This is a genomic window from uncultured Amnibacterium sp., assembly GCF_964245895.1.
GTDB lineage: Bacteria > Actinomycetota > Actinomycetes > Actinomycetales > Microbacteriaceae > Amnibacterium.
In genome coordinates this window covers 1-24,687 of sequence record NZ_CAXTOQ010000024.1, presented here as the reverse complement: position 1 = coordinate 24,687, position 24,687 = coordinate 1, and the positions used below count along the sequence as shown (strand labels likewise).

General features: G+C 72.7%; 28 protein-coding genes. 19 read left to right on the top strand and 9 right to left on the bottom strand.

Annotated features, from left to right (window positions below):
* Positions 1 to 68 precede the first annotated feature (68 nt).
* Complete coding sequence (locus tag ACFE60_RS05655) at positions 69 to 548, bottom strand: NUDIX domain-containing protein (protein ID WP_375387869.1); 480 nt, start codon at positions 546 to 548, stop codon at positions 69 to 71.
* A 45-nt stretch (positions 549 to 593) separates the two neighbouring features.
* On the opposite strand from ACFE60_RS05655, the gene lepA reads away from it, so the two are divergent.
* From lepA to ACFE60_RS05640, 3 genes are read left to right on the top strand one after another with little or no spacing between them, the layout of a single operon-like run.
* Positions 594 to 2,438: a translation elongation factor 4 gene (gene lepA / locus ACFE60_RS05650; RefSeq protein WP_375387868.1), complete on the top strand. Its 1,845-nt coding sequence runs from the start codon at positions 594 to 596 to the stop codon at positions 2,436 to 2,438.
* On the top strand, positions 2,435 to 3,064 hold the full coding sequence (locus ACFE60_RS05645; RefSeq protein ID WP_375387867.1) for a DUF1990 family protein: 630 nt from the start codon (positions 2,435 to 2,437) through the stop codon (positions 3,062 to 3,064). The genes lepA and ACFE60_RS05645 overlap by 4 nt, the downstream gene beginning before the upstream one ends.
* Positions 3,065 to 3,119: 55 nt before the next feature.
* Positions 3,120 to 3,632, top strand: coding sequence for a DUF1990 family protein (locus ACFE60_RS05640; protein WP_375387866.1), 513 nt, complete (start codon positions 3,120 to 3,122; stop codon positions 3,630 to 3,632).
* On the opposite strand, the gene ACFE60_RS05635 is transcribed toward ACFE60_RS05640, so the two are convergent.
* Positions 3,619 to 4,287 carry an HAD family hydrolase gene (locus ACFE60_RS05635; RefSeq protein WP_375387865.1) on the bottom strand — a complete coding sequence of 223 codons (669 nt, stop codon included), beginning with the start codon at positions 4,285 to 4,287 and terminating at the stop codon, positions 3,619 to 3,621. The genes ACFE60_RS05640 and ACFE60_RS05635 overlap by 14 nt on opposite strands.
* Before the next feature lie 74 nt (positions 4,288 to 4,361).
* On the opposite strand from ACFE60_RS05635, the gene hemW reads away from it, so the two are divergent.
* Positions 4,362 to 5,597: a radical SAM family heme chaperone HemW gene (gene hemW / locus ACFE60_RS05630; protein WP_375387864.1), complete on the top strand. Its 1,236-nt coding sequence runs from the start codon at positions 4,362 to 4,364 to the stop codon at positions 5,595 to 5,597.
* Here hemW and ACFE60_RS05625 read toward each other — a convergent pair.
* The 3 genes from ACFE60_RS05625 to ACFE60_RS05615 form a co-directional block, all read right to left on the bottom strand.
* Positions 5,587 to 5,976, bottom strand: a complete 390-nt coding sequence (locus ACFE60_RS05625) for a DUF4870 domain-containing protein (protein ID WP_375387863.1) — start codon at positions 5,974 to 5,976, stop codon at positions 5,587 to 5,589. The genes hemW and ACFE60_RS05625 overlap by 11 nt on opposite strands.
* 78 nt (positions 5,977 to 6,054) lie before the next feature.
* Positions 6,055 to 6,420: a DUF4870 domain-containing protein gene (locus ACFE60_RS05620; protein ID WP_375387862.1), complete on the bottom strand. Its 366-nt coding sequence runs from the start codon at positions 6,418 to 6,420 to the stop codon at positions 6,055 to 6,057.
* A 15-nt stretch (positions 6,421 to 6,435) separates the two neighbouring features.
* Complete coding sequence (locus tag ACFE60_RS05615) at positions 6,436 to 6,852, bottom strand: DUF4870 domain-containing protein (RefSeq protein WP_375387861.1); 417 nt, start codon at positions 6,850 to 6,852, stop codon at positions 6,436 to 6,438.
* A gap of 153 nt (positions 6,853 to 7,005) precedes the next feature.
* On the opposite strand from ACFE60_RS05615, the gene hrcA reads away from it, so the two are divergent.
* The 3 genes from hrcA to ACFE60_RS05600 all read left to right on the top strand — a co-directional run bounded on the left by hrcA (position 7,006) and on the right by ACFE60_RS05600 (position 9,999).
* Complete coding sequence (gene hrcA / locus ACFE60_RS05610) at positions 7,006 to 8,040, top strand: heat-inducible transcriptional repressor HrcA (RefSeq protein ID WP_375387860.1); 1,035 nt, start codon at positions 7,006 to 7,008, stop codon at positions 8,038 to 8,040.
* A gap of 67 nt (positions 8,041 to 8,107) precedes the next feature.
* On the top strand, positions 8,108 to 9,199 hold the full coding sequence (locus ACFE60_RS05605) for a DnaJ C-terminal domain-containing protein (RefSeq protein WP_375387859.1): 1,092 nt from the start codon (positions 8,108 to 8,110) through the stop codon (positions 9,197 to 9,199).
* Between the two features lie 77 nt (positions 9,200 to 9,276).
* Positions 9,277 to 9,999 carry a 16S rRNA (uracil(1498)-N(3))-methyltransferase gene (locus ACFE60_RS05600; RefSeq protein WP_375387858.1) on the top strand — a complete coding sequence of 241 codons (723 nt, stop codon included), beginning with the start codon at positions 9,277 to 9,279 and terminating at the stop codon, positions 9,997 to 9,999.
* Between the two features lie 71 nt (positions 10,000 to 10,070).
* Here the strand turns inward: ACFE60_RS05600 and argG are convergent, their stop codons facing one another.
* On the bottom strand, positions 10,071 to 11,486 hold the full coding sequence (argG, locus tag ACFE60_RS05595; RefSeq protein ID WP_375387857.1) for an argininosuccinate synthase: 1,416 nt from the start codon (positions 11,484 to 11,486) through the stop codon (positions 10,071 to 10,073).
* A gap of 34 nt (positions 11,487 to 11,520) precedes the next feature.
* Complete coding sequence (locus tag ACFE60_RS05590; RefSeq protein ID WP_375387856.1) at positions 11,521 to 11,877, bottom strand: winged helix-turn-helix transcriptional regulator; 357 nt, start codon at positions 11,875 to 11,877, stop codon at positions 11,521 to 11,523.
* An 88-nt stretch (positions 11,878 to 11,965) separates the two neighbouring features.
* On the opposite strand from ACFE60_RS05590, the gene ACFE60_RS05585 reads away from it, so the two are divergent.
* From ACFE60_RS05585 to era, 6 genes are all read left to right on the top strand, one after another.
* Positions 11,966 to 12,616 carry an NAD(P)H-dependent oxidoreductase gene (locus ACFE60_RS05585; RefSeq protein ID WP_375387855.1) on the top strand — a complete coding sequence of 217 codons (651 nt, stop codon included), beginning with the start codon at positions 11,966 to 11,968 and terminating at the stop codon, positions 12,614 to 12,616.
* A gap of 79 nt (positions 12,617 to 12,695) precedes the next feature.
* Positions 12,696 to 13,091 (top strand): HIT domain-containing protein, encoded by a 396-nt coding sequence (locus ACFE60_RS05580; protein ID WP_375387854.1) that lies wholly within the window; start codon positions 12,696 to 12,698, stop codon positions 13,089 to 13,091.
* Positions 13,092 to 13,180: 89 nt separating this feature from the next.
* Positions 13,181 to 14,260 (top strand): PhoH family protein, encoded by a 1,080-nt coding sequence (locus ACFE60_RS05575; protein WP_375387877.1) that lies wholly within the window; start codon positions 13,181 to 13,183, stop codon positions 14,258 to 14,260.
* Positions 14,257 to 14,727, top strand: coding sequence for an rRNA maturation RNase YbeY (ybeY, locus tag ACFE60_RS05570; RefSeq protein ID WP_375387853.1), 471 nt, complete (start codon positions 14,257 to 14,259; stop codon positions 14,725 to 14,727). The genes ACFE60_RS05575 and ybeY overlap by 4 nt, the downstream gene beginning before the upstream one ends.
* The gene (locus tag ACFE60_RS05565) at positions 14,724 to 16,025 is read left to right on the top strand and encodes a hemolysin family protein (protein ID WP_375387852.1); all 1,302 of its coding nucleotides are present in this window, start codon (positions 14,724 to 14,726) and stop codon (positions 16,023 to 16,025) included. The genes ybeY and ACFE60_RS05565 overlap by 4 nt, the downstream gene beginning before the upstream one ends.
* Positions 16,022 to 16,921: a GTPase Era gene (gene era, locus ACFE60_RS05560; protein ID WP_375387851.1), complete on the top strand. Its 900-nt coding sequence runs from the start codon at positions 16,022 to 16,024 to the stop codon at positions 16,919 to 16,921. Before ACFE60_RS05565 ends, era begins: the two co-directional genes overlap by 4 nt.
* 111 nt (positions 16,922 to 17,032) lie before the next feature.
* Here era and ACFE60_RS05555 read toward each other — a convergent pair whose 3' ends face one another.
* Positions 17,033 to 18,196, bottom strand: a complete 1,164-nt coding sequence (locus ACFE60_RS05555) for a glycosyltransferase family 4 protein (RefSeq protein WP_375387850.1) — start codon at positions 18,194 to 18,196, stop codon at positions 17,033 to 17,035.
* A gap of 124 nt (positions 18,197 to 18,320) precedes the next feature.
* On the opposite strand from ACFE60_RS05555, the gene ACFE60_RS05550 reads away from it, so the two are divergent.
* The 4 genes from ACFE60_RS05550 to ACFE60_RS05535 all read left to right on the top strand — a co-directional run bounded on the left by ACFE60_RS05550 (position 18,321) and on the right by ACFE60_RS05535 (position 22,781).
* Positions 18,321 to 19,559, top strand: a complete 1,239-nt coding sequence (locus tag ACFE60_RS05550; protein ID WP_375387849.1) for a sensor histidine kinase — start codon at positions 18,321 to 18,323, stop codon at positions 19,557 to 19,559.
* A gap of 55 nt (positions 19,560 to 19,614) precedes the next feature.
* On the top strand, positions 19,615 to 20,187 hold the full coding sequence (locus ACFE60_RS05545; protein WP_375387876.1) for a response regulator: 573 nt from the start codon (positions 19,615 to 19,617) through the stop codon (positions 20,185 to 20,187).
* Positions 20,188 to 20,464: 277 nt separating this feature from the next.
* Positions 20,465 to 22,219 (top strand): 2-isopropylmalate synthase, encoded by a 1,755-nt coding sequence (gene leuA, locus ACFE60_RS05540; protein WP_375387848.1) that lies wholly within the window; start codon positions 20,465 to 20,467, stop codon positions 22,217 to 22,219.
* Positions 22,220 to 22,406: 187 nt separating this feature from the next.
* Positions 22,407 to 22,781, top strand: coding sequence for a hypothetical protein (locus ACFE60_RS05535; protein WP_375387847.1), 375 nt, complete (start codon positions 22,407 to 22,409; stop codon positions 22,779 to 22,781).
* A 58-nt stretch (positions 22,782 to 22,839) separates the two neighbouring features.
* On the opposite strand, the gene ACFE60_RS05530 is transcribed toward ACFE60_RS05535, so the two are convergent.
* The gene (locus ACFE60_RS05530) at positions 22,840 to 23,016 is read right to left on the bottom strand and encodes an antitoxin (protein WP_375387846.1); all 177 of its coding nucleotides are present in this window, start codon (positions 23,014 to 23,016) and stop codon (positions 22,840 to 22,842) included.
* Between the two features lie 89 nt (positions 23,017 to 23,105).
* Between ACFE60_RS05530 and recO the strand changes: the two genes are divergently transcribed.
* A complete protein-coding gene (gene recO / locus ACFE60_RS05525) occupies positions 23,106 to 23,840 on the top strand; it encodes a DNA repair protein RecO (RefSeq protein ID WP_375387845.1) in 735 nt (244 codons plus the stop codon).
* Positions 23,841 to 23,964: 124 nt separating this feature from the next.
* Positions 23,965 to 24,687: isoprenyl transferase (locus ACFE60_RS05520; protein ID WP_375387844.1), on the top strand; the 723-nt coding region annotated here is incomplete at its 3' end.

Genomic DNA, 24,687 nt, shown 5'->3' with positions numbered 1-24,687 from the left:
CCGGTGACAGCCCCCGCCGTTCCGTTTCGAAGGCGTTCTGGCCTGGGCCAGAACGCCTTCAGGACGAATCAGCCCTCGGCGTCTCGGACGAGGATCGTCTCGGGGCCCGGGGCGAGCGCTCGGTGGATGCGGGCCAGGTACCGCTCGGGGATCGGCGGCAGGTCGTCGAGCGGGAACCAGCCCGCGTCGGTCGACTCGTCGTCGCCGACCTTCGGGTTGCCCGACACGTAGCGGAGGCGGTAGGTATGGTCGGTGTACCGGCTGCGGTCGCCGTTCGGGTACGCGTACTCCTGCGTCACCCCGACGGCGGCGAGCCGCTCCACGACGGCGCGCACGCGCGCCTCCTCCCACACCTCGCGCTCGGCGGCGTCGGCGGAGTGCTCGCCGGGCTCGACGATGCCGGCGACCGGCGCCCACTCGCCGGTGTCGGCGCGCTTGACGAGCAGCAGCCGGTCGTCGTGCACGACCACCGCGGTGGTGCCGATGAGCCACAGCGGGTCGGTGCCGATGTGCTCGCGCAGGCGGAGGACGAAGTCGGGCGTCGGCACGGCACGACGCTAGCCGTGCCGCGCATGGGGGAGACTGTCGGCGCCATGCCCCGCGCCCTCACGCCCCTCGAACCCGCGTCGACGGACCCGGCACGCATCCGGAACTTCTGCATCATCGCCCACATCGACCACGGCAAGTCGACCTTGGCCGACCGCATGCTGGGGATCACAGGGATCGTGTCCGACCGCGACGCGCGGGCGCAGTACCTCGACCGGATGGACATCGAGCGCGAGCGCGGCATCACGATCAAGAGCCAGGCCGTGCGCCTCCCGTGGCAGGTGGGCGCGGATGCCTTCGCGCTGAACATGATCGACACCCCCGGGCACGTCGACTTCACCTACGAGGTGTCCCGCTCCCTCGCCGCCTGCGAGGGGGCGATCCTGCTCGTCGACGCCGCCCAGGGCATCGAGGCCCAGACCCTGGCGAACCTGTACCTGGCGCTCGAGAACGACCTCGAGATCATCCCCGTGCTGAACAAGATCGACCTGCCGGCCGCGGAGCCGGAGAAGTACGCGGCCGAGCTGGCGAACCTGATCGGCGGCGACCCGGCCGACGTGCTGCGGGTCTCCGGCAAGACCGGCATGGGCGTGGAGGCGCTGCTCGACCGGGTCGTCGAGCGCATCCCGGCGCCGAAGGGCGACCCGGCGGCGCCGGCGCGCGCGGCGATCTTCGACTCCGTGTACGACGCCTACCGCGGCGTCATCACCTACGTGCGCATGGTCGACGGGCAGCTCTCCCCGCGCGAGCGGATCCAGATGATGTCGACCCGCGCCTCCCACGACATCCTCGAGATCGGGGTCTCGTCGCCCGAGCCGACGCCCACGCAGGGGCTCGGCGTCGGGGAGGTGGGCTACCTGATCACCGGCGTGAAGGACGTGCGCCAGTCCAAGGTCGGCGACACCGTGACCACCGCCGTCAAGCCGGCGGCCAAGGCGCTCGCCGGGTACACCGAGCCGAAGCCGATGGTCTTCTCCGGGCTGTACCCGATCGACGGCGCCGACTACCCGGACCTGCGGGAGTCGCTCGACAAGCTGAAGCTGTCGGACGCCGCCCTGGTCTACGAGCCCGAGACCTCCGTCGCCCTCGGCTTCGGGTTCCGCTGCGGCTTCCTCGGCCTGCTGCACCTCGAGATCGTCACGGAGCGCCTCGAGCGCGAGTTCGGCCTCGACCTGATCGCCACCGCGCCGTCGGTGATCTACGAGGTCGCGACGGACGACGGCAAGGAGGTGACCGTCACCAACCCGAGCGAGTTCCCGATCGGCAAGGTCTCCGCGGTCCGCGAGCCGATAGTGAAGGCCGCGATCCTGGCGCCGAAGGACTACGTCGGCACGGTGATGGAGCTGTGCCAGAGCCGACGCGGCGCGCTCGTCGGCATGGAGTACCTGTCGGAGGAGCGCGTCGAGATCACGTACACGATCCCGCTCGGCGAGATCGTGTTCGACTTCTTCGACCAGCTGAAGAGCCGGACGGCCGGCTACGCCTCCCTGGACTACGAGCCGGTCGGCGAGCAGGAGGCGGATCTGGTCAAGGTCGACATCCTGCTGCAGGGCGAGCGGGTCGACGCGTTCAGTGCGATCGTGCACCGGGACAAGGCGTACGCCTACGGGGTGCTCATGACGGAGCGCCTGAAGAAGCTGATCCCGCGGCAGCAGTTCGAGGTGCCGATCCAGGCCGCGATCGGCGCTCGGATCATCGCCCGCGAGTCGATCAGGGCGATGCGCAAGGACGTGCTAGCCAAGTGCTACGGCGGTGACATCACCCGCAAGCGGAAGCTGCTGGAGAAGCAGAAGGAGGGCAAGAAGCGCATGAAGACCATCGGCCGCGTCGACGTCCCCCAGGACGCGTTCATCGCGGCGCTGTCGGGCGACACCGAGAGCGCGAAGAAGTGACCACCGTCCGGGTCGGCGGCCCGATGCGCCGCGGCGGCGCGGTGGAGCCCGATCGCGGGCTGAACTACGCGGCGATCAACGCGACCACCTCGGTCGAGGTCGTCGCGTTCCCGCCGTTCGGCTTCGCCTCGGCGCAGTACCGCCACCGCATCGGCAGCGGGGCGCGGCGCTTCGACGTCGCCGGCCGCGCCCTGATGACCTGGGGCGGGCTGCGCGCCGCCGGGTACGGGGTCGTCGACGTGCGGGCCGAGCCGGAGGCGGACTGGCCGCTGGGCGCCGGACCGCGGTTCCTCGACGACGGCACGCCCTGGATCACGCCGGGCATGACCGCCCTGCTCACCAGCACGGACCCGGCGATGCCCGCCGGGCCGGTGAAGGTCGTCAGCACCGTGGAGGAGCCCGGCCGGATCGGCTTCGTCTGGGGCTCGATGCCGGGCCACGTCGAGATCGCCGAGCGGTACCTCGTCGTCGAGCACGACGACGAGGACGGCGTGTGGGTGACCCTGCGCACGATCTGGGACTCGCCGGTCTCGCGGCTCGGCCGGCTCGCGCGCGCGGCGGCCGTGCGGCAGCGCCGGATCGACGAGCGGATCGTCCGCGCCCTGCACCCCTCCCACTCCGCCTGACCGTGACTCTGCTCACGCTTCCTGCCGCCCGATCGCAGATCGAGCGGCACGACGCGTGAGCGAAGTGGGGGGAGTCACGTTCGACTTCGCGCCCGGCACGGTGCTCGGGGAGGACGCGCCGCGCGGATACCGACGGCTGTTGCGCCGGTCCGTTGTCGGCACCGATCGGGCCTTCGCCGATGCGGGCCGGGCGGTGCTCGACTGGACGGTGCAGCGGGCGAGCGGCATCGCGGTGCGCACCGCCGAGGGCGCGGACGCGCCGCCCGCGGAGGAGGGCCTCGCCGGCGTCGTCGTCGTGCCGGCCCTCGGGGTCGGCATCACCGCGCCGATGGTCGTGACCCGAGTGGTGCGCGAGCGCGACCTCGTCGGCTTCGCCTACGGCACGAGGAGGGGCCATCCGGAGGTGGGGGAGGAGGCGTTCCTCGTCCGCCGGGTGGGCACGGAGACCGTGTTCGAGCTGCGCGCGCTCTCGAGGCCGGCGTTCCCGTACTCGCTCGCGGCGCCGATCGGCCTGCTGCTGCAGGAGCGGTTCACCGGTCGCTACCTCCGCGCGCTCACCGGCGGCTGAGCGCCGCCACGATCGCCGGGAGGCCCTGCTCGAGGTCCGGGACCACGAGCACCGCGGAGGTCGCGGCCAGCGCCTCCTCCGGGTACACGCCGTTCGCGACCGCGAGGAACGGGAAGCCGACCGCGTCCGCGGCGGCCCCGTCCGCCGGGGTGTCGCCGAGGATCACCGCGGTCGCGCCGTCCAGGTCGTCGCGCGCCGCGGCGGTGAGATCGCTGCGGCGCACGAAGCGGTCGCCGAAGTACGAGCGGTCCCAGTCGAACGCGGCGACGTCCACCCCTGCGCCCTCGAGCTTCACGCGCGCCCGGTGCCGCGAGTTGCCGGTGAGCAGGCCGTTCCGCCAGCCGAGGCCGGCGACCGCGTGCAGGGCGGCGTCGACGCCGGGAGCCGCCGTCCGGCGGCCCGCGTCGGTGAGGTACTCGTCCGACAGCTCGTCGAGCCGGCGGGAGACCGCGTCGAAGTGCGCGGGATCGCCGCCCCACCGCGCCAGCCGCTCGGTGACGATCTGCGCGTCCGTCCTGCCGTGCTCGACCGCGTGCGGCTCGTCGGGCGCGGGCCCGACGCCCGCGATCTCACGGATCGCCCGGTGGTAGTAGGCGCCGGCCCGGGTCGAGTTCAGCAGCAGGGTCCCGTCGACGTCCCAGAGCACGATCTTCACCCGCCCGATCCTTCCTGGATCCGGGGAACCGGCCGCCGCGCACGCACCTCCCCGGATCCAGGAAGAATCGAGGGATGCCCTCCGCCCTGCCCCTCGGCGATCCCGCGCCGGCGGACGGGCTGCTGCCGCCGTCGGTGCTCGCCGGCGCGGAGGAGCGGGCGTTCGGCGTCTACCTGCACGTCCCGTTCTGCCGCGTGCGCTGCGGGTACTGCGACTTCAACACCTACACCGCGGACGAGCTGCGGGGCGCGAAGCGCGGCGACTTCGCCGGCCAGGCCGCGCGGGAGGTCGCGCTCGGCGAACGGGTGCTGCGCGCCTCCGGGCTGCCGCAGCGGCCCGCCGGCACGGTCTTCTTCGGCGGCGGGACCCCGACGATGCTGCCGCCCGCCGATCTCGCGCACATGCTGGCGGCGGTGCGCGACCGCTTCGGCCTCGCGGACGGCGCGGAGGTGACGACGGAGGCGAACCCCGACTCGGTGGACGCCGCGGCACTCCGCGAGCTGGCGGACGCGGGCTTCACCCGGGTCTCCTTCGGCATGCAGTCCGCGGTGCCGTCGGTGCTGCGCACCCTCGACCGCACGCACGACCCGGCGCGCGTGCCGCTGGTCGTCGGCTGGGCGCGGGACGCCGGCCTCGACGTCAGCCTCGACCTGATCTACGGCACCCCTGGCGAGACGCTCGACGACTGGCGCCGCAGCCTCGACGCGGTGCTGGCGCTCGCGCCCGACCACGTGTCCGCCTACGCCCTCATCGTCGAGGACGGCACCGCGCTCGCCCGCCGCATCCGGTCCGGGGAGGTGGCCGCTCCGGACGACGACCTGCAGGCCGACATGTACGACCTCGCCGACGAGCTGCTGGAGGCGGCGGGGCTGCGCTGGTACGAGGTCAGCAACTGGTCGAGGGACGTCGCGGCGCGCTCCCGCCACAACCTCGCGTACTGGACCGGCGAGGACTGGTGGGGCGTCGGTCCGGGCGCGCACAGCCACGTCGGCGGCGTGCGCTGGTGGAACGTCAAGCACCCCGCCGCCTACGCGCAGCGCATCGCCGCGGGGTCGTCGCCCGCCGCCGGCCGGGAGACCCTCGACGAGCCGACCAGGGCGCTCGAGCGGGTGCTGCTGCAGACCCGCCTCGCCGACGGGCTGCCGGTCGCGCGGCTCGCGCCGGAGGGACGCAGCGCGGTCGCGGGGCTCATCGCCGACGGCCTGGTGGTGCCGCGCGAGGCGCTGGCGGGTCGCGTGGTGCTCACCCGGCCGGGTCGCCTGCTCGCGGACGCGGTGGTCAGGCGGCTGCTGCCGGCCGCTACCGGATGAACCGGATCGTGAGCGGGTACTCGTACCGCTGCCCGCGGTTCGCGGCGACGGCGGCGATGATCGAGAACACGATCACGACGACGTAGATCGCCGCGGTGATCAGGAAGCCGACCAGCACGAGCCACAGGACGGCCGCGACGACCGCGGCGATGAACATGGTGATCTGGAAGTTCAGCGTCGTCCTCGCGTGCTCGGCGACGAAGGCGCTGCGGTCCTTCAGCACGAGGAAGACGATCAGCGGCCCGAGCCACCCGATGAAGCCGGCGCCCACGACGATCCCGACGAGCGCGCTGAGGTGGGTGAGCGTCGCCCAGAGGCGCTCGTCCGACGGGGACAGCGGGCGCGCAGGAGGTGCGGCCGGGTAGGGCTCGTTCGTCATGGCGCACATCCTGCCGTGCGACGGCGGACGCGGGCGGTCACCGGGAGGCGACCGCCCGCGTCGCGGGTCCGGATCGGGTTACTTGATGATCGGGATCGTCAGCGGGTACTTGTACACCTGGCCCTTGTTGGCCGCGAGCGCGCCCATGATCGAGAAGATGATGTTCACGATCCAGGCCGCCAGCAGCACCAGGCCGCCGATGAGCACGAGCGTGAGGATGCCGCCCACGACGTAGGCGATCAGGATCGTGATCTGGAAGTTGAGCGCGTTCTTCGAGTTCTCGCCGACGAAGGCGCTCCGGTCCTTGAGCAGCAGGTACCCGAGCAGCGGCGAGATGAAGCCGATGACGATGCCGCCGACGTGGACGAGCGTCGCCCACATCCGCTCGTCGCTCGGGCTGAGCGGCTGCGCCGCCTGGTAGGCGGGAGGCTGGTCGTTGGTCACGAGGGTCCTTTCCTGTTACTTGATGAGCCGCAGCGAGACCGGGTAGCGGAACGAGCCGCCCGCGTTCACGCGCACGGCGGCGACGATCGAGAAGACGACGACCAGCACCCAGATCGCGAACTGGGCGAGGTTGATGAGCGTGCCGAGCAGGCCGAAGATCACGTCGACGCCCGACGGGGTGTTGATGTAGATCACAGTGACGACCAGGCCGACGATCCACAGCGCGACCCAGGCCAGGATCGCCGTGATCACGAAGTTCAGCGCCTCCTTCGACGCCTCGCGCACGCGCGGGCTGCGCGGACCGAGGATCAGGAGGATCAGGAGGGATGGCAGGAAGCCGACGATGTTGCCGATGTGGGCGAGCGTCGACCACAGCTTCTCGTCCGCGGGGGACAGCGGCGGCGCGGGGGCACCGGGAGGGACCTGCGACACGCCGCCTCCTGACCTCACACGGGGCACTCGACGCGCCGCCAACCGGCGCTCAGGGTATCGACAGGCAGGTGTGCAACGCCAGACCCCGCGCGGCCGAGCGGTAGAATTGGCAGTCAGCAGCACGGAGTGCCAGGAACGGCCGGAGGGAGCGCGATGGTCTCGGAGCGCGGACTCGAGGTGCTGCGTGCGATCGTGCAGGACTACGTCGCCTCCCGGGAGCCCGTCGGCTCGAAGACGATCGTCGACCGGCACGCGTTCGGCGTCTCCGCCGCCACGATCCGCAACGACATGGCCGCCCTGGAGGAGGACGGCCTGATCGTCGCGCCCCACACCTCCTCCGGCCGCGTGCCGACGGACAAGGGCTACCGGATGTTCGTCGACCACCTCGCGGAGATCCGTGCGCTGTCGACCGCGCAGCGGTTCGCGATCCGCACCTTCCTCGACGACGGCGCGGACCTCGACGACGTCCTCGCGCGCACCGTGCGGATGCTGGCCCAGCTGACGAACCAGGTCGCCCTGGTGCAGGTGCCGGTCGTGCCCCGCTCCTACGTGCGGCACCTCGAGCTGGTGCTGCTGTCGCCCGGCCGGCTGCTGGTCGTGCTGATCACCGACGCCGGGCGGGTCGACCAGAAGGTCGTCGAGCTGCCGCAGGCCGAGCACGAGCGCCTCGACGACGCCGATGTCGCCGAGCTGCGGGCGCGCATCAACACCGCGCTCGTCGGCCGGCTGATCGTCGACCTGCCCGCGCTGCTGACCGAGCTCGCCGCATCGCTGCCGCCGGCCCGCCGCCCGCCGCTGGAGCGGATCACGGCGGCGCTCGCGGCGACCGTCGACGACCGCAGGCAGGACCGCCTCCTCCTCGCGGGCACGGCGAACCTCGCCCGGACCGAGCGCGACTTCCCGGGCAGCATCCTGCCGGTGCTGGAGGCGATCGAGGAGCAGGTGGTGCTGCTGCGCCTCTTCCGGGAGATGGAGCTCGACGAGCGCGGCGTCAGCATCTCCATCGGCCGGGAGAACCCCGCCGTCGGGCTGGCGGAGACCTCGATCCTGACGGGCGGCTACCGCTCCTCCGCCGGGGCGCTCGCCCGGATCGGCGTGCTCGGCCCGACCCGCATGGACTACTCGGGCAACATCGGCGCGGTCCGCGCGGTCGCCCGCTACCTGTCGAAGCTCCTCGGCGAGGAGTGACCCGCTCGGCCGTCGACCACGGCCACGACGTATCGTCGCCCGATCCGCGGCGACCAGGAGGGCCCCTGTGGCTGATCACTACGAGGTGCTGGGTGTCGCGCGCGACGCCTCGGCCGACGACATCAAGAAGGCGTACCGTCGGCTCGCCCGGCAGCTGCACCCGGACGTGAACCCGGGCCCGGACGCCTCCGAGAAGTTCAAGGACGTCACGCACGCCTACGACGTCCTGTCCGACCCGCGGCAGCGGCAGGAGTACGACCTCGGCGGGTCGCAGGGCGCGCAGGGCTTCGGCTTCGGCGACATCTTCGAGTCCTTCTTCGGCGGCGGGATGCGGTCGGGCGGCCCGAAGTCGCGGCAGGAGCGCGGCCAGGACGCGCTGATCCGCGTCGAGGTCGACCTGGAGGACGTGGTGTTCGGCGTCCACAAGGACATCCCGATCGACACCGCGGTGCTCTGCGAGACCTGCCGGGGCGCCTGCACGCAGCCCGGCACCTCCGTCGCCACCTGCGACATCTGCCACGGCTCCGGCCAGATCCAGCGCGCGGTCCGGTCGCTGCTCGGCAACGTGATGACCTCGACCCCCTGCACGGTGTGCCGCGGGTACGGCACCGTCATCCCGCACCCGTGCACGACCTGCGCAGGCCAGGGCCGCGTGCGCGCGCACACCTCCATCCCCGTCGACGTCCCCGGTGGCGTCGAGACGGGCGTGCGCCTGCAGCTGGCCGGCATGGGCGAGGTCGGGCAGGCCGGCGGTCCCGCCGGCGACCTGTACCTCGAGATCAAGGTGCGCCACCACGACGTATTCAGCCGGGCGGGCGACGACCTGCTCGCGACGCTCGAGGTGCAGATGACGGACGCGATCCTCGGCACGACCGCCACGCTGGAGGGGATCGACGGACCGGTCGAGATCGACGTGCGCCCCGGCGTGCAGAGCGCCGAGGTCCTCACCGTGCCGGCGCGCGGCATCACGCACCTGCGCGGCGTCGGCCGCGGCGACCTGCGCATCGGCGTGCAGGTCGTCACGCCGACCAAGCTGGACGCGAAGGCGACCGAGCTGGTCCGGCAGCTGGCCGGCCGGTCGAAGACGCGGCCGCCGCAGTTCGCGCACTTCCAGCAGGGCCTCTTCGCGAAGCTGCGCGACCGCTTCCTCGGCGTCTAGATGGTCGCCTCCGCGCTCGCTCCCGTCGGTCGAGGTGCGAGCGGAGCGAGCCTCGAGCCCCCGGCGCCGACCAGCTGATGGCCCACTTCTACCTCGCTGCCTCCCTGTCGGAGGAGGGCGCGCAGCTGGTGGGCGAGGAGGCCCGCCACGCGGCGCAGGTCGCGCGGCTGCGTGCGGGGGAGCGCGTCGTCGTCGGCGACGGCCGCGGCGGGGTCGCGGACGCGGAGGCGGTCGAGGTCGCGCGCGACCGCGTGGTGCTGCGCGTGCTCGCGCTGCGGCACGAGCCGGCCCCCCTCCGGCGCCTCGTGCTCGTGCAGGCGCTGGCGAAGGGCGGCAGGGACGAGGCCGCGATCCAGGCGGCGACCGAGCTCGGCGTGACGGCCGTGGTGCCGTGGCAGGCCGCTCGCAGCGTGCCGCGCTGGGCGGGGCCGAAGGCGGAGGCGGGCACGGCCCGATGGGCGTCGATCGTGCGGGAGGCGGGCAAGCAGTCGATGCGCGCGTGGCCGGCGGAGGTGCGCCCGCTCGCATCCACGGCCGACGTCGCCGCGATGGCCGCGACCGCCGCGGTGCTCGTGCTGGAGCCGACCGCCGGGCGGCGTCTGCTCGAGGTGGACCTGCCCGACGACCGCGAGGTCGTGCTGGTCGTCGGTCCCGAGGGGGGCGTCGCCTTGGAGGAGCTCGACCGGCTCGCGGCAGCGGGCGCGATCCCGGTGCGCCTCGGCCCCCTGGTGCTCCGGACCTCCACGGCGGGACCCGCGGCGCTCGCCGCGCTGGCGGGCCCGCTCGGCCTCTGGCCCTGACCCGTTCCGTTTTGAAGGAACTTCGCGCGTCCTCGAGGCGAAGCTCCTCCACAACGGACAGGGCGGGCGGCTCAATCGGTGCCGGCCTCCATGGCGGCGGCGTCGAGGGCGTCCTCGGCGCTGTCGTCGCGGCCGCTCGAGGCGATGTGGTCGGCGCGGCCCGGCTCCAGGTCGCCGACGAGGCCGCTCACGGTCCCGCCCAGCACCTCGAGGCCGTCGAAGTACTCGAGCTTGGCGCGGGAGTCGGCGAGGTCGAGGTTGCGCATCGTCAGCTGCCCGATCCGGTCGTCGGGGCTGAAGGCGGCGTCCTCGGTGCGCTCCATCGACAGGCGGTCCGGGTGGTACGTCGCGTTCGGCGACACCGTGTCGAGCACGGTCCAGTCGTTGCCGCGGCGGAGGCGGACGGTGACCTCGCCGGTGATCGGGGCGCCGACCCAGCGGGTGAGGGCCTGGCGCAGCATGAGCGCCTGCGGCTCCAGCCACCGGCCCTCGTAGAGCAGGCGGCCGAGGCGGCGTCCCTCCGTGAGGTAGGAGGCGAGCACGTCCTCGTTGTGGATCGCCGACACCAGCCGCTCGTAGGTGATGAAGAGCAGCGCCATGCCGGGCGCCTCGTAGATGCCGCGGCTCTTCGCCTCGATGATCCGGTTCTCGATCTGGTCGGTCATGCCGAGGCCGTGCCGGCCGCCGACCGCGTTGACCGCCTGCACCAGCGCGACCGGGTCGTCGAAGCGGGTGCCGTCCACGCTGACGGGGCGGCCCTGCTCCCAGCCGACGGTGACGTCCTCGGTCTCGATCGCGACCGCCGGGTCCCAGAACCGGACGCCCATGATCGGCTCGACCAGCTCCACGGAGGCGTCGAGCTCCTCCAGCTTCTTCGCCTCGTGGGTCGCACCCCAGATGTTCGCGTCCGTCGAGTAGGCCTTCTCGGCGCTGGCGCGGTACGGCAGGCCGCGCTCGGTCAGCCAGGCCGACATCTCCGCACGCCCGCCCAGCTCGCCGACGAACCGGCGGTCGAGCCAGGGCTTGTAGATGCGCAGGTCGGGGTTCGCGAGCAGCCCGTACCGGTAGAAGCGCTCGATGTCGTTGCCCTTGAAGGTGGAGCCGTCGCCCCAGATGTCGACGCCGTCCTCCTGCATCGCGCGGACGAGCGTGGTGCCGGTGACCGCGCGACCGAGCGGCGTCGTGTTGAAGTACGGCATGCCGCCCGCGCGGATGTGGAAGGCGCCGCAGGCGAGCGCGGCGAAGCCCTCCTCCACGAGCGCGGGCCGGCAGTCGACAACGCGCGCCCCCTCCGCCCCGTACGCCTTCGCGCGGTCCGGGAGGCCGGAGAGGTCGGGCTCGTCGTACTGCCCCAGGTCGGCGGTGTACGTGTAGGGCACCGCGCCGTGCTCGCGCATCCAGGCCACCGCCACCGAGGTGTCGAGCCCTCCGGAGAAGGCGATGCCGACGCGCTGGCCGACCGGGAGGTCCGAGAGGATCTTCGACACGGGTGTCGAAACTACCGGTCCCCGAGACCCGTCCTCATGCCCGCTGGGCCGCCCCGTCCGCCTCGGCGGCACCGCTCAGGCTCGACCTGGCCCACCGGCCCAGCAGCTCGAGCGCCGGCTCGAGGCCGCGGCCGGAGTCGGTCAGCCCGTACGAGACGGAGACCGGGGGGCCCGGGGCGACCCTCCGCTCGATCAGCCCGGCCGCAGCGAGCTCGCCGAGCCGCTCCGAGAGCATCGAGTCGCTGATCGTGCCGAGCGCACGGCGCAGCTCGCTGAACGCGGCGGGGCCGCCGGCGAGCACGCTGAGGATCATCCCGTTCCAGCGCTTCCCGAGCACCTCGAACGCCTTCACCAACGCGCCGTCGCAGGCGCGCGCTTCGTGCTCGGGCATGACGTCGATGTTACCCCGATCCTGCTACGTTCTCCGGTGTTGCTGTGAAAAAACAAGCAACTACGACTCGAGTAGCACTGGAGAGCACATGTCCCTGTTCCGTCTGGACGCCAGCATCCGCATCGACGGCTCCGCGAGCCGAGCGATCGCCGACATCGTCGAGGAGGAGTGGCGCGTTGGCCGACCCGGCTCGCCCGTCGTCCGCCGCCATATCGGTACCGAGCCGATCCCCGCCACCGCCTGGGCCGAAGCCGTGTCCGGCGCAGGTGTGCCCGAATCGCAGCGCACTCCCGAGCAGGCCGCCGCGACGGCCCTCTCGACCGCGCTCGTCGACGAGCTGGCCGACGCCGACGCGCTGCTGCTCGCCGTGCCGCTCTACAACTTCGGGGTCTCGCAGCACTTCAAGACGTACGTCGACCTCGTGATCGCCGAACCACGGATGGCGCCGGGCTCGACCCCGCTCGCCGGCAAGCCGGCCGTGCTCGCCACGGTGCAGGGCGGCAACTACGCCGCGGGCACGCCCAAGGAGGGCTGGGACCACGCGACGGGGTGGATGCGGCGCATCCTCGAGGACGTCTGGGGCCTCGACCTCCGGATCGTCACGCGCGAGTTCACCCTGGTCGGCACGAACCCGGCGCTGGACCAGTTCACGGCGATCGCGGACGAGCTGCGCGTCGCCGCGGAGGCGTCGGCCCGTGAGCACGGCCGGTCGCTGCGACGGATGCCGCAGGCGGCCTGATCGCTCCGCGCTCCGTGCGCCGTGGGCGGCCGCCGATCGGGGCGGCCGCCCACGGCCGCCGACGGTAGGATCGGCGGCCATGACGGAGCGCGTCGGCACGGAGCCCTCGATCTTCACGCGCATCCTGCGCGGCGAGATCCGGGGCGACATCGTGCTGCAGACGGACGACGTCTTCGTCCTGCGCGACATCGCGCCGCAGGCCCCCGTGCACCTGCTCGTCGTGCCCAAGACCGACGAGTTCTCCGACGTCGTCGCGCTCGCCGCCGGCGATCCCCGGCTGCTCGCGCACATGGTCGAGGTCGCGCGCGTCGCCGCGACCCGGGCCGGAGCCGCCGACTTCCGGCTGGTCTTCAACACCGGCGCGGGCGCGGGGCAGACCGTCTTCCACGTCCACGCGCACGTCCTGGCCGATCCCGCCGGGGTCGTCGACGAGCGCACCATGGCGGGCGGCATGCCCGATGGAGAGGGAGCTTGACCGACGCCGACGACCTCCGTCCGTCCTCCGGCCGCACGTCCTCGTCCGTGACCCGCCGCTACCCGGCGGCCGGATCCGAGACCCGCACGATGGCGGTCGACGGGATCGCGATGGTCCGCCTCCTCGGCCCGCAGGATCGGCTGCTCGGCCAGATCGAGCACCAGTTCCCGCTCGTCGAGGTGCTGGTGCGCGGCAACGAGATCACCCTGGACGGCGAGCCCGCCCAGGTCGCCGCCGCCCAGCGCCTCATCGAGGAGCTGCTGCAGATGGTCCGCAACGGGCACGACCTCGCGCCGGTCGACGTCGACTCGTCGGCGCGCATCCTCGAGGGCGACCGCGACTCGCATCCGGCCGAGCTGCTGAGCCAGGCGATCCTGACCGCCCGCGGGCGGGCGATCCGCCCGAAGACGCTCGGGCAGAAGGCGTACGTCGAGGCGATCGACCACAACACGATCACGTTCGGCATCGGCCCGGCCGGCACCGGCAAGACCTACCTCGCGATGGCGAAGGCCGTGCAGGCGCTGACGCGAAAGCAGGTGTCGCGGATCATCCTGACGCGGCCCGCCGTGGAGGCGGGGGAGCGGCTCGGCTACCTGCCCGGCACGCTGACCGACAAGATCGACCCCTACCTCCGGCCGCTGTACGACGCGCTGAACGAGATGATGGACCCGGAGCTGGTGCCGAAGCTCATGGCGACGTCCACGATCGAGGTCGCGCCGCTGGCCTACATGCGCGGCCGCACCCTGAACGACTCCTTCGTCGTGCTGGACGAGGCGCAGAACACCACCCCGGCGCAGATGAAGATGTTCCTCACGCGGCTCGGCTTCAACTCGAAGATGGTCGTCACCGGCGACGTGACGCAGGTCGACCTGCCGGACAACGTCTCCGGACTGCGTACCGTGCAGCGGATCGTGCACGGCATCGAGGACATCCACTTCGCCCGCCTCGGCAGCGAGGACGTCGTGCGGCACTCCCTGGTCGGCCGCATCGTCGACGCCTACAGCCGCTACGACGAGGAGCGGCTGGCGCTCGCGGCGGCGCGGCGGCCCGAGCGCGTCGAGCAGGACGGCGCCGAGCCGGGTGCCGCACGGCAGCCGACGGACTTCCGGCCCGCGCAGAACCGGTCCGAGCGGCGTGCGCAGGACCGCGACGGGGGACGGCACCGGTGAGCGTCGAGGTCAACAACGAGTCGGGCCTGCCCGTCGACGAGGCCGCCGTGCAGCGCCTCGTGACGTTCGGGCTGGACCTGCTGCACGTGCACCCGGACGCCGACGTCGCGATCCTGTTCGTCGACGAGGCCGCGATGGAGCAGCTGCACGTGCAGTGGATGGACGAGCCGGGGCCGACCGACGTGCTCAGCTTCCCGATGGACGAGCTGCGGCCCGGCACCGACGACGCCCCGACGCCCGCCGGCCTGCTCGGCGACATCGTCGTGTGCCCCCAGGTGGCGGAGGCGCAGGCGAGGACCGCCGGGCACTCCGTGCTGGAGGAGATCCAGCTGCTGACCGCGCACGGGCTGCTGCACCTGCTCGGCTTCGATCACGCCGAGCCCGAGGACGAGCGGGAGATGTTCGGCGTGCAGCGGGACATCCTGGTCGGCTTCGCGGTGCAGGAGAAGCAGCAGCGACGGGCATGACCGCCCTCTTCCTCATCGCCGCCGTGGTGCTCGTCGCGGTCGGCGGCCTCCTCGCCGCATGCGACGCAGCGATGGTCACCCTCTCCCGCGCCGAGCTGCAGGAGACCGCGATCCGGGCGCGCTTCCGCCGGTCGCTGCTCGCGATCGCGGCGGACACCGGCGCGCACATCAACGCGGTCAACTTCCTCCGCGTGCTCGCGGAGACGAGCGCCGCCGTGCTCGTGACGCTCGCCGTCACCTCGTTCCTGTCGAGCCCGTGGCTCGTGCTGCTGGTCGCCGCCGTGATCATGACGGGCGTCTCGTTCGTGCTGGTCGGTGCCAGCCCGCGCAGCGTCGGCCGCACGCACCCGCGGGTGCTGCTGCGGGTCTTCGCGCCGCTGGTGCGCGCCTCCCGGCTGGTGATCGGGCCGCTCGCCGGCGTGCTGGTCTGGCTGGGCAACCACGTGACCCCCGGCCGGCCGCGCAGCGCGGCCTCGTTCAGCTCGGAGGAGCAGCTGCTCAGCATGGTCGACGAGGCGACCGAGCTGGACGTGCTCGAGCAGGACGACCGCGAGCTGATCCACTCGATCTTCGAGTGGGGCGACACCGCCGTGCGCGAGGTCATGGTGCCGCGCACCGACATGGTCACGATCGAGGCGGCCGCACCGGCGGAGGCCGCGATGCGGCTGCTGCTCGACCGGGCGCTGTCCCGCGTGCCGGTGCGCGCGAAGGACGCGGACGACATCGTCGGCGTGCTGCACCTGCGCGACGTCGCGCGCGTGCTCACCGAGTCGCCCGGGAAGCGCAAGCACCGGCCGAAGGCCGCCGAGCTGGCGCGTCCCGTGCTGTTCGTGCCCGACTCGAAGAAGGCCGACGCGACGCTGCGCCAGATGCAGACCGCCTCGAACCACCTCGCGATGGTCGTCGACGAGTACGGCGGCATCGCCGGCCTCGTCACGCTGGAGGACCTGATCGAGCAGCTCGTCGGCGACATCACGGACGAGTCGGACCGCGAGGCGCCGGAGGCGGTCGAGGCCGGCGACGGCCGGTGGCTGGTCTCCGCGCGCCTCCAGCTGGACGAGCTGTCCGACCTGGTCGGGCACGAGATCGAGGACGAGGACGTCGACTCCGTCGGCGGCCTGCTGACGAAGCACCTCGACCGGCTGCCGATGCTCGGCGACCGGACGGAGGTGGACGGGCTGCGCCTCACCGCGGAGCTGGTCGAGGGGCGCAGGCGCGGGCTGACCCGGGTGCTCGTCGAGCGCCTCCGGGCCGACGACGCGGATGACGAGGAGGACGCGAAGGTGATGGGCGCATGACCGACGGCACGACACCGCCGTACCGCTCCGGGTTCCTGACCTTCGTGGGGCGGCCGAACGTCGGTAAGTCGACGCTGATGAACGCCCTGGTCGGGCAGAAGGTCGCGATCACCTCCCCGAAGCCGCAGACCACCCGCCGCGCGATCCGCGGGATCGTCACTCGGCCGGCGGGGCAGCTGGTCGTCGTCGACACCCCCGGCATGCACCGCCCGCGCACCCTGCTCGGCGAGCGGCTGAACGACGTCGTCGCGACGACCCTGTCCGACGTCGACGTCGTCGGCTTCTGCGTGCCGGCCGGGGAGCCGATCGGGCCGGGCGACCGGTTCCTGCACGCGCGCCTCGACGACGCGCCGCGCGCGAAGCGGATCGCCATCGTGACGAAGATCGACGCCGTGCCCAAGGACCGCGTGGTCGCGCAGCTGATGGCCGTCGACGCGCTCGGCGACTGGGCGAGCGTCATCCCGGTGTCGGCGCAGGACGGCGTGCAGCTCGACGTGCTGGTCGCCGAGGCGCTCGCGCTCATGCCGGAGGGCCCCGCGCTCTACGACGTCGAGGCCGTCACCGACGAGACGCTGGAGCAGCGGATCGCCGAGCTGATCCGCGAGGCGGCGCTCGAGGGCGCGCGGGAGGAGCTGCCGCACTCGCTCGCCGTCACGGTCGACGACATCGAGGAGCAGGAGGGGATGACCCGGATCTTCGCGAACGTCTGGGTCGAGCGCGACAGCCAGCGGATCATCATGATCGGCAGGAAGGGCGCCCGCCTCAAGGAGGTCGGCACCGCCGCCCGCGCGCAGATCGAGCCGCTGGTCGGCACGAAGGTCTTCCTCGCCCTGCACGTGAAGGTCGCGAAGGAGTGGCAGCGCGACCCGAAGCAGCTGGGCCGCCTCGGCTTCTAAGCCTTCGCGGATCCGGATTCCTCTCGCGGATCCGGATGGATTCGACGACACGCCGTCGCGCGGTCGCAGAACGCGGGGTGTCGCGGGATCCAACCGGATCCGCGAACGGGCTCAGGCCGCGCGGGCCGCGATCTCGCCCGCGAGGAGGGGGAGGAGCCCCGCCAGGTGCGTTGCGGGCGCGAACAGCCCGGCGGCGTCGCGGGCTCCCGCCGCGGCGGTGCGCAGGCGCGTCCGGTCGAGCGCCAGCTCGACCAGGACGTCGGCGATGCCGCGGGCGTCGGGCGTCGCGGTCAGCAGCCCGGCGACGTCGAGCCCCTCCGTCAGCCGCGGATCGGTGTGCAGGACCGGTCGGCCGGCGCGGATCGACTCGACGACCGTCATCGGTTGATTGTCGAAGCCGTTCGAGGTCAGGGCGGACAGGTGGGAGGCGGCCAGCAGGTCTCGCACGGCCTGCCGCTCGAGCCGCCCGAGCAGCACGAGCCCCGGCACGTCCGCCGCGAGCGCGCGGGCGACCGGCAGCAGCAGGCCGTCGCCGGCGATCGCGACGCGCAGCCGGTCGGCGGGCAGCCGCCGCTGCGCCAGGGCGACGGCGCGGACGAAGGCGAGCGGCCGCTTCTCCGGCACGCACCGCCCGACCCACGCGACGCGGAGGTGGTCCGTCCGCGGCAGCGGCGTCGCGACCGGTCCGTCCGCATCGCAGTTCGGCAGGACCACGATGCCCGGTACGCCGCGCGCCTCGAGATCCGCGGCCTGGTGCGCGGACGGCGACACGACCACGTCCGCGGCGAGCGCCACGGCGACCGTGTGGTCGAGCAGCGGGTTGCCGGTGCGCGGCTCGACCGACCCCGCGACGCCCGCCAGCAGCCGGCGCGCCGCGGGCCGCAGGGGAGCGGGGACCCGCGGCCAGTACGCCGTGTGCACCGTGTGGACCACCGGCAGCCCGAGCCGGCGCGCGGCGTGCAGCGCGGCCCGGGCGTGCCCGAACTCGGAGTGCAGGTGCACGGCGTCGACCCGGGCGGCCCGGAGGTGGGCGAGCAGCCGGCCGCGCAGCGCGTCGTCGTCCGCGACGAGCGGGAAGTCGAGACCGGGCAGGCGCTTCGACGTGGTCCAGAACGCGTCCACGCCCGCGGGCAGCAGGGAGGGGCCCGCCGGCCGCGGCGCCACGAGCACGACCCGGTGCCCGTGCGCGACGAGCGCGGCCGCCTCGTTCAGCGCGGCCCGCTGGGCGCCGCCGATCAGGTCGAGCGAGTAGTCGAGGACGATCGCGATCCGCATGGCTGCAGCCGATCGCCCGCCCGCCGTCGCGCGGTGTCGTCCTGAAGCGCATCGCCGTCATCCCGCGGGATGATTCGGCGTCCGACCAGGTCCGCGACGCTCGAGCGGCACCTACTGTGGCGCCGTGCAGCTGCCTCCGTCCGTCCGCGCGGTCCTGACCGATGCCCGTCTGCGTCTGGGGTTCGCCGTCTTCGTCGCGGTGTGCTGGTACATCCTCTCCATCGCGGGCGAGGCTGGGCGCAACTGGATCCCGATCGCCTTCGCGGGCATCCCCTCCGTGCTCGTGCTGATCTGGTGGCGCACGCGCCCGTGGGTCGCCATCGCGTGCTCCGTGTTCGTCCTGTTCCTCCTCTTCGTGTTCACCTTCGTCCTCGCGACGAGCGCGAACGGCGGGGCGATCTCGGTCGGTGCGACGGCATGGTTCGCGGTCCTCGGCGCCTGGCTCACCGCCGACCAGCGCCTGCGCTGGGGCGGGGCGCTGCTCGTGCTCGTGTACTGCTTCCTCACGCTCGGCGGCGCAGGCACCGGGGCGTTCATCGCGGTCGCGTTCTTCGGCGTGCTGGCGATCGGATTCGGCTGGGGGTGGCAGCAGCTGCGCCGCTCGGAGATCCTGCAGGGCCGCCTCGTGGAGACGGCGCAGCAGGCGACGGCCGCCGAGCGCGACGTCCTGCTCGAGCTGGAGCGGAACCGGATCGCGCGGGAGGTGCACGACGTCGTCGCGCACTCGCTCGCCGTCGTGATCGCGCAGGCGGACGGCGCGCGCTTCGCCGCCGAGACGAAGCCCGCCTCCGTCGGACCGGCGCTGGAGGCGATCTCCGATACCGCCCGCCGTGCGCTGGGCGAGGTGCGGACCATGCTGCACGACCTCCGCACGAGCGGCGAGGCCGGCGTGATCCCCGGGCCGGAGGATCTTGCCGGGCTCGTCGCCGGGATCCGCGCGCTCGACGTCGAGGTCGACGAGGCGACGTTCGGGGAGGCCCGGCCCCTCGACGAGCGCAGCGGGCTCGCTCTGTACCGGATCGCGCAGGAGGCGCTGACCAACGCGATGCGGCACGGCGACCGTGCGGAACCCGTCGGGTTCGAGCTCGACTGGGGCGAGCGCGAGGTGGTGCTGGTGGTGACGAACGCGGTGCCGGCCGACGGGGTGGCCGCGACCGAGCGCGCGGGCCACGGCATCCCTGGCATGCGGGAGCGGGCCGCCGACGCCGACGGGGACTGCTCGGCCGGCGTCGGCTCGAACGGCCGCTTCCGGGTCCGCGTCGCGCTGCCCATCCCCCGGGAGCCGGAGCCCGAGCCGGAGCCTGAGGCCGCGGCGAACCCGCTCGCCGCGCTCCTCGCCGCCGCCGCGGAGCCCCGTGCCTGACGGCATCCGCGTCGTCGTCGTCGACGACCAGGCGCTGTTCCGCTCCGGCCTCCGCATGCTGCTCGACTCCCAGCCCGACCTGGAGGTCGTGGGGGAGGCGGGCGACGGGGAGGCGGCGCTCGCGGAGGTGGAGCGCACCGATCCCGACGTCGTGCTCATGGACGTCCGCATGCCCGGGATGGACGGCGTGACCGCCACCGAGCGCCTCGCCGCGCGCGGCGACCGGCCGAAGGTGCTCGTGCTGACGACGTTCGACCTCGACGAGGCGGCCGCCCGTGCCCTGCGCGCCGGCGCCTCCGGGTTCGTCCTGAAGGACGCGCGGCCGGAGTTCCTGCTCGCCGCGGTCCGCACCGTGCACGCTGGCGCCGCCGTCATCGCCCCCGCGGCGATCGGGCACCTGCTCGACACCTTCGGCGCCGGGCGCGCGCGCCGCGACGACGCGCTCGCCGTGCTGAGCCCCCGCGAGCGGGAGATCTACGACCTCGCGGGAAAGGGGCTCTCCAACGGCGAGATCGCCGCGCACGAGTACGTCAGCGAGGCGACGGTGAAGACGCACGTGTCCCGCATCCTCGCGAAGCTCGGGCTGCGCGACCGCGTGCAGCTGGTCGTGCACTGGCACGGCGGCTGAGCCCTCGCCGCTCCGCGCTCCCGCGATCGCCCCAGCAGGCTGCACCAGCACCTCGGCAGGCCGTGCGACGTCCAGCAGGCCGGGAGCCCCGCTTCTGGCCTGCTGAAGCGCGGGCAGCCTGCTCAGGTGCTCCCGCCGGACGGCGGGTGTACCCTGCCCTCGTGCAGACGGCGCTCCTCCTCCTTCGCTGCCGCGACGAGGCCTAGAACTCCAGGCCCTCCTCGTCGCGGAGTCCCGCGTTGGCCGCCCTCGACGAGTAGAAGGAACGCACACCCCCATGCAGAACCGGCAGCAGCCGTCCTCGATGCCGATCCATCGGTATCGCCCCTACCTGGACCAGTACCGGGTCGACCTCCCCGACCGCACCTGGCCGTCGGGCCGAATCACGAAGGCGCCGCGCTGGTGCGCGGTCGACCTCCGCGACGGCAACCAGGCGCTGATCGACCCGATGAGCCCCGAGCGCAAGCGGATCATGTTCGATCTGCTCGTGCAGATGGGCTACAAGGAGATCGAGGTCGGCTTCCCGTCGGCCAGCCAGACCGACTTCGACTTCGTGCGCAGCCTCATCGAGGAGGGCGCGATCCCGGACGACGTCTCCATCCAGGTGCTGACGCAGGCCCGCGAGCACCTGATCGCCCGCACCTACGACTCCATCCGGGGCGCGAAGCAGGCGATCGTGCACCTGTACAACTCGACGAGCGTGCTGCAGCGCGACGTGGTCTTCCGCACCGGGCGGCAGGGCATCGTCGACATCGCGGTCGAGGGCGCGCGACTCTGCAAGCGGTACGAGGCGACCGTGCCGGAGACGGCCGTCTACTACGAGTACTCGCCGGAGTCGTACACGGGCACCGAGCTGGAGTTCGCGGTCGAGGTCTGCAACCGCGTGCTGGAGGTGTTCGTCCCGACCGCGGAGCGGAACGTCATCCTGAACCTGCCGGCGACGGTCGAGATGGCCACGCCGAACGTCTACGCCGACTCGATCGAGTGGATGAACCGCCACCTCGATCACCGCGAGCACGTCATCCTGTCCCTGCACCCGCACAACGACCGCGGCACCGCAATCGCCGCCGCGGAGCTGGGCTACCTGGCCGGCGCCGACCGGATCGAGGGGTGCCTCTTCGGCAACGGCGAGCGCACCGGCAACGTCGACCTCGTCGCGCTGGGCATCAACCTGTTCACGCAGGGCATCGACCCGCAGATCGACTTCAGCGACCTCGACCGGATCCGTGCGACGGCCGAGCACTGCAACCAGCTGCGCGTGCCCGAGCGCAGCCCCTGGGCGGGCGACCTCGTCTACACCGCGTTCTCCGGCAGCCACCAGGACGCGATCAAGAAGGGGTTCGAGGCGATGGAGGCGACCGCGGAGCGGACCGGCACCGCCGTCGCCGACCTCGAGTGGGCGGTGCCGTACCTGCCCGTCGACCCGAAGGACCTGGGTCGCAGCTACGAGGCCGTCATCCGCGTCAACTCGCAGTCCGGGAAGGGCGGCGTCGCCTACCTCCTGAAGAACGACCACGCCCTCGATCTGCCCCGCAAGCTGCAGATCGAGTTCTCCGGCGTCGTGCAGGCGAAGACCGACGCCGAGGGCGGCGAGGTCACCAGCGAGCAGATCTGGGCCGTCTTCCAGGACGAGTACCTGCCCCACCCCGACCCGGAGGCGAAGTGGGGCCGGTTCGAGCTGCTGCGCACCCGCACCTCCAGCGACATGGGCGGCGACGTCGATCTCGGCGTCCGGCTGCGGATCGAGGACGAGGTGCAGGACGTCGAGTCCCGCGGCAACGGCCCCATCGACGCGTTCCTCCGCGTGATGGGGGAGCAGGGGTTCCGGATCTCCCTCTACGACTACGTCGAGCACGCGCTCAGCGCCGGCGGCGACGCGAAGGCGGCCGCGTACGTCGACCTCGAGGTCAATGGCGTGCGGCTGTGGGGCGTCGGCATCGACGCGGACATCGCCACGGCGTCGCTGAAGGCGATCGTCTCCTCCGTGAACCGCGCCGTGCGGGCCGAGATCGGCGAGCTGGCGCTGGCCTGAGCCCTTCGCCGATCAGGAGTTCTGGTCGCCTCCAGACCAGAACTCCTGATCGGCGGAAACGGGTGCCGGTGCTTTCCCGGGCGGAATCCCCGTGATCTGTTCGTTATGGGCGAACTTCGGCGACTCGTAGGAAACATTCCGTGAACGGTCCTGGCGTGCCGGGAGGGCGTACGGCACCCTTGGGGCCATGACGCTCACGACTTCGACTCTCGATTCCGTCATCGTCATCTGGCATGTCGCGGTGAACAACAAGGACGGCGCAACCGCTGCCGCCGCTTGCACCGACGACGTCGTGGTCGCGGGGCCCAAAGGCGAGTCCAGCGGACGTGACGAGATGGTCAGATGGGTGGAGACGGCCGGTGTGCGGCTGATGCCGCGCGACTGCTACGACGTACCGGGGGGCATCGTCGTCGCCCAGGACGCGACCTGGAACAGCGACGACACGAACACCCCGGTGACGGTGTTCTCGGCCTTCGGCCTGCGCAACGGCTCGATCTCGAGCATCCACCGCTTCACCTCGCTCGAGGAGGCGAGGGCGTACCCGCTCGCGCAAGCGGCCTGACGCACTGACGGAGGAGGGGGGTCGATCGCGGAAGCGACCGGCCCCCCTCCGTCTGCGGCTACTCGTTGCCGAGCCGCTGGTCCGCCGCGTCGCGGATGCCCTTGATCGCGTCGTCGTGCGAGCCGCCCGTCTTCTTCGACGCGAAGTCCGCGGCCTTGTCGAGCGCCTGGTCGCTGATGCCCTCGGCCTGCTCGCTGCCGAGCAGGTCCTTCGCCTTGTCGAACAGTCCTGCCATCGCTGCTCCTCTCTCCTCCGACGGCGTCCGCCGCCGGCTCGACGAGTATCGCGCCGCCGGGGGTCGGCGGGCACTGCGAGAATCGACGGGTGCCGACCTACCGCGACGAAGCCGTCGTGCTCCGCACCCACCAGCTGGGTGAGGCGGACCGCATCATCACGATGCTCGGCAAGCACCGCGGCAAGATCCGTGCGGTCGCGAAGGGCGTGCGGCGCACCTCCAGCCGGTTCGGCTCGCACGTGGAGCCGTTCATGGTCGTCGACCTGCAGTGCTACGAGGGACGCAGCCTCGACGTGATCCAGCAGGCGGAGTCGCTCGGTGCCTACGGGGCGAAGATCGCCGCGGACTACGCCTCGTTCACCGCGGCCAACGTCATCGTCGAGACCGCGGACCGGCTGACCGACGAGGCGTCGCCGCAGCAGTACCTGCTGCTGGTCGGCGCGCTGCGCTCGCTCGCGCGCGCGGACCACGGCGCGTCCCTGATCCTCGACTCCTACCTGCTGCGGGCGCTCTCGATCGCCGGCTGGGCGCCGACGTTCGGCGACTGCGCCGTCACGGGCGCACCCGGCCCGCACACCGCGTTCGTCGCCCAGCTGGGCGGCGTCGTGGCCGACGCCGTGGCGCCTCCCGGGGCTCCCCGGCTGACGCCGATCACGATCGAGCTGCTCGGCGCCCTGCTCTCGGGCGACTGGGCGGTCGCCGACGCCGCGGACACCTCCACGCGGGGCCAGGCCTCCGGCGTCATCGCCGCGTACGTGCAGTGGCACCTGGAGCGCGGCCTGAAGTCCCTCAACCACCTCGACCGCGCGGTGACCGCCACGTGACCCCTCTCGCGGATCCGGATCCCTCTCGCGGATCCGGATGGACGGCGCGACACGCCGGGCAGCACGCCTCCCGTCGCGGCGTGTCGCCGGATCCATCCGGATCCGCGAACGTGGAGGCGACCTGATGGCCCGCGTGCAGCTGGATCCGATCCGACCCGTCGACTGGACGCACGAGTACCCGCAGGCGTTCGCGAAGGTGCCGGAGCACGTCGCGATCGTGATGGACGGCAACGGGCGCTGGGCGAACCGGCGAGGACTCCCGCGGATCGAGGGCCACCGTGCGGGCGAGGCGGCGCTGCTCGACGTCGTGGCCGGCGGGCTGCAGGCGGGCGTCAAGCACATCTCCGCCTACGCGTTCTCGACCGAGAACTGGTCGCGCTCGCCCGACGAGGTGCGGTTCATCCTCGGCTTCAACCGCGACGTGCTGCGGCGCCGTCGCGAGCAGCTGAACGAGTGGGGCGTGCGGATCCGCTGGGCGGGCCGCACCCCGCGGCTGTGGCGCACGGTCATCGGGGACCTGCGCAGCGCGGAGGAGCTGACGCGGGACAACCGGACGCTGACGCTCACGATGTGCATCAACTACGGCGGCCGCGTCGAGATCCAGGACGCCGTGCGGCAGGTGGCCCAGGAGGTCGCCGCCGGGAGGCTGAAGCCGAGCGCGATCACCGAGAAGACGATCGCGCGGCACCTGTACCTGCCGGACATGCCCGACGTCGACCTGTTCGTCCGCTCCTCGGGCGAGCAGCGCACCTCCAACTTCCTGCTCTGGCAGGCGGCGTACGCCGAGATGGTGTTCCAGGACACCCTGTGGCCCGACTACCGCAGGACCCACCTCTGGGAGGCGATC

Coding starts and splice junctions, on each gene's coding strand:
- lepA (WP_375387868.1), top strand. CDS start 594: ATGCCCCGCGCCCTCACGCCCCTCGAACCCGCGTCGACGGACCCGGCA.
- hemW (WP_375387864.1), top strand. CDS start 4,362: ATGCCCTCCGCCCTGCCCCTCGGCGATCCCGCGCCGGCGGACGGGCTG.
- ACFE60_RS05625 (WP_375387863.1), bottom strand. CDS start 5,976: ATGACGAACGAGCCCTACCCGGCCGCACCTCCTGCGCGCCCGCTGTCC.
- hrcA (WP_375387860.1), top strand. CDS start 7,006: ATGGTCTCGGAGCGCGGACTCGAGGTGCTGCGTGCGATCGTGCAGGAC.
- ACFE60_RS05600 (WP_375387858.1), top strand. CDS start 9,277: ATGGCCCACTTCTACCTCGCTGCCTCCCTGTCGGAGGAGGGCGCGCAG.
- ACFE60_RS05590 (WP_375387856.1), bottom strand. CDS start 11,877: ATGCCCGAGCACGAAGCGCGCGCCTGCGACGGCGCGTTGGTGAAGGCG.
- ACFE60_RS05585 (WP_375387855.1), top strand. CDS start 11,966: ATGTCCCTGTTCCGTCTGGACGCCAGCATCCGCATCGACGGCTCCGCG.
- ACFE60_RS05580 (WP_375387854.1), top strand. CDS start 12,696: ATGACGGAGCGCGTCGGCACGGAGCCCTCGATCTTCACGCGCATCCTG.
- ACFE60_RS05575 (WP_375387877.1), top strand. CDS start 13,181: ATGGCGGTCGACGGGATCGCGATGGTCCGCCTCCTCGGCCCGCAGGAT.
- ACFE60_RS05565 (WP_375387852.1), top strand. CDS start 14,724: ATGACCGCCCTCTTCCTCATCGCCGCCGTGGTGCTCGTCGCGGTCGGC.
- era (WP_375387851.1), top strand. CDS start 16,022: ATGACCGACGGCACGACACCGCCGTACCGCTCCGGGTTCCTGACCTTC.
- ACFE60_RS05555 (WP_375387850.1), bottom strand. CDS start 18,196: ATGCGGATCGCGATCGTCCTCGACTACTCGCTCGACCTGATCGGCGGC.
- ACFE60_RS05545 (WP_375387876.1), top strand. CDS start 19,615: ATGCTGCTCGACTCCCAGCCCGACCTGGAGGTCGTGGGGGAGGCGGGC.
- leuA (WP_375387848.1), top strand. CDS start 20,465: ATGCAGAACCGGCAGCAGCCGTCCTCGATGCCGATCCATCGGTATCGC.
- ACFE60_RS05535 (WP_375387847.1), top strand. CDS start 22,407: ATGACGCTCACGACTTCGACTCTCGATTCCGTCATCGTCATCTGGCAT.
- ACFE60_RS05530 (WP_375387846.1), bottom strand. CDS start 23,016: ATGGCAGGACTGTTCGACAAGGCGAAGGACCTGCTCGGCAGCGAGCAG.